The sequence below is a fragment of the Pantoea sp. B65 genome (assembly GCF_047308185.1).
Classification (GTDB): domain Bacteria; phylum Pseudomonadota; class Gammaproteobacteria; order Enterobacterales; family Enterobacteriaceae; genus Erwinia.
On record NZ_JAHXPU010000010.1, the window covers coordinates 1 to 2,300 of the forward strand.

Below are 2,300 nucleotides of genomic sequence, written 5' to 3' on the forward strand. Positions count from 1 at the left end.
CATGCGTATCAGTAAAGTCAGCCGCCGCCAGAGCGGCAACAGCCTGCAGACGCAGAGGGTAACCTATTTACCCGGCCTTGAGCGGCACACCAGCCATACTGGCGAAACCCTGAAGGCGGAGCTGCACACCCTCACCGCCGGTGAAGCCGGTGCGGCGCAGGTGCGGCTGCTGCACTGGCACAGCGGACTGCCCGCCGGTATCAGCAATAACTCGCTGCGCTACAGCTACGATAACCTCACCGGCAGCAGCGGGCTGGAAGTGGATGCACAGGGTGAGTTAATCAGTCAGGAGGAGTATTACCCGTATGGCGGTACGGCGATCCGCACGGCAAGAAGTCAGGCGGAAGCGGAGTATAAAACCCGCCGCTACAGCGGCAAGGAGCGTGATGCCAGCGGGCTGTATTACTACGGTTACCGTTATTATCAGTGCTGGGCCGGGCGCTGGCTGAGCGCCGATCCGGCCGGGGCGACTGACGGGTTAAACCTGTACCAGATGGTAAGGAATAACCCGGTCAGTTATCGTGATCCTAATGGCTTAGTCAGAATTCGTTGGCACCCTGATACAGACCAACGTCTGTTTCAGGAAAGCATATTCCCGAAAGCTAAATTGCATTTATCAAATATTCTTTCACAAAATCTGACGCATATGTATAAACGAAATTATACTCAGGGTCTTATGGTTGAAAATGCGATAACAAATGCAAAAAAAACCCTTGAGTATGCGCTCTTTATGGCTGAAAACCATCCGGCTGAAACAGCTAAAATACTTGAACCCTTTATAGGTAAAGCGGAACCGGTGCCATTTTCATCAATCGTCCGGGTCTGGAAGGAGACACATAACGCATTAGAAATTTTCGATCTCCCTCATATTAAAAAATCAAGAATTGTGCAGTTCAGTAATTCAAGGCGTTTCCCTGGCGCAGTAGCTCAGGCAATTTCGGATGAGGGTGCTGTTATCATTTTTGAAGAGTTTTTCAATTACACGCAAAATCAAAGAACAATGACAATGATTCATGAATTTAGTCATATGGAAACGGTCACCGATACCCGTATTGGTTTACATTTTACTGGCGCCGGCACTTATGATTCGTGGTATCTTGGCGGCAGTACCCATGAGGAAAACTCACAAGAAGTATTAGCAATGGGCACTCATGCAAAAAGCATAAATTATTTTTTTGATATCGAAGAAATAGCTGACAACGTGCGGGCGATAACAGGCCAGACGCTTACTGACGCTGAGAGCGCCGAACTATTCAATAAATATATTTATTACCGACAGTCCAGCGCGGCAAGGAATCCCGACACTGTCGGATGGGCCGCCATTAAAGTTGCGCGCGCCCGTTATAATTATAGCTTCAGAGATTTCTGAAATACAGAAATTGAAAATATAACAAATCATTCGCTTTCTCAGTTGCTCTTTTTTGGTCTGACTTTCAGGAGTCTACAATGAACAGTACTGCTCTCAGCTTGTACCGCAATACGCCGCAGATCACGGTCACCGATAACCGCGGGCTGGCGGTGCGCATGCTCCGCTATCACCGCCACCCGGACTCCGCCGCCGTGACCGATGAGCGGATTACCCGCAATAACTATAATGCCCGCGCTCAAATCATCGGCAGCATCGACCCGCGCCTGTATAGCCGGCAGCAGACTGACGAAACGCTGAACCCTAACTTTCGCTGGCTGCCCGCACTTCACGGCGACAGTCTGCGCACCGACAGTGTCGATGCCGGCACCCGCATTGCGCTGAGGGATATTGCCGGGCGTCCGCATCTGGCTATCTCCGCCACCGGCACCACGCACCGCTGGCTGTATGAGGCGAATACCCTGCCCGGCCGCCCGCTGACGGTCACCGAACAGCCCGCCGGTCAGACCGCACGGATCAGCGAACGCTTTGTCTGGGCCGCTGACAGCGCGGCGGACAAGGCATTTAATCTGGCCGGTCAGCCGGTGCGCCATTATGACAGCGCCGGACTCAGCCGGACCGACAGTATCGCCCTGACCGGCACGCCGTCAGCCGTCAGCCGCCAGCTGCTGGCGGAAACGCGCGAAGCTGACTGGCAGGGTGATGAATCCGCCTGGCAGGATCTGCTGGAGACTGAGCGGTTCACCAGCCGCAGCAGCGCAGACGCCAGCGGCAGCGTGCTCAGCAGCACGGACGCCATGGGCAACAGCCAGCGCCGGGCATACGATATCGCCGGGCAGCTGAAGGGCTGCTGGCTGACGCTGCAGGGCGCAGCGGAACAGGTGATCGTGAAAAACCTCAGCTGGTCCGCCGCCGGACAAAAACTGCGCGAGGA

The 2,300-nt window shown here is 54.3% G+C and carries 1 protein-coding gene and 1 pseudogene; both read left to right on the plus strand.

Translation table 11 applies throughout. The features are described from left to right. The coding region (locus JWF83_RS00820) for an RHS repeat-associated core domain-containing protein (RefSeq protein ID WP_413648005.1) at positions 1-1,369 on the plus strand (1,369 nt) is incomplete at its 5' end. A gap of 77 nt (positions 1,370-1,446) precedes the next feature. Then, positions 1,447-2,300, plus strand: a pseudogene (locus tag JWF83_RS00825) (RHS repeat protein); the annotation flags it as partial.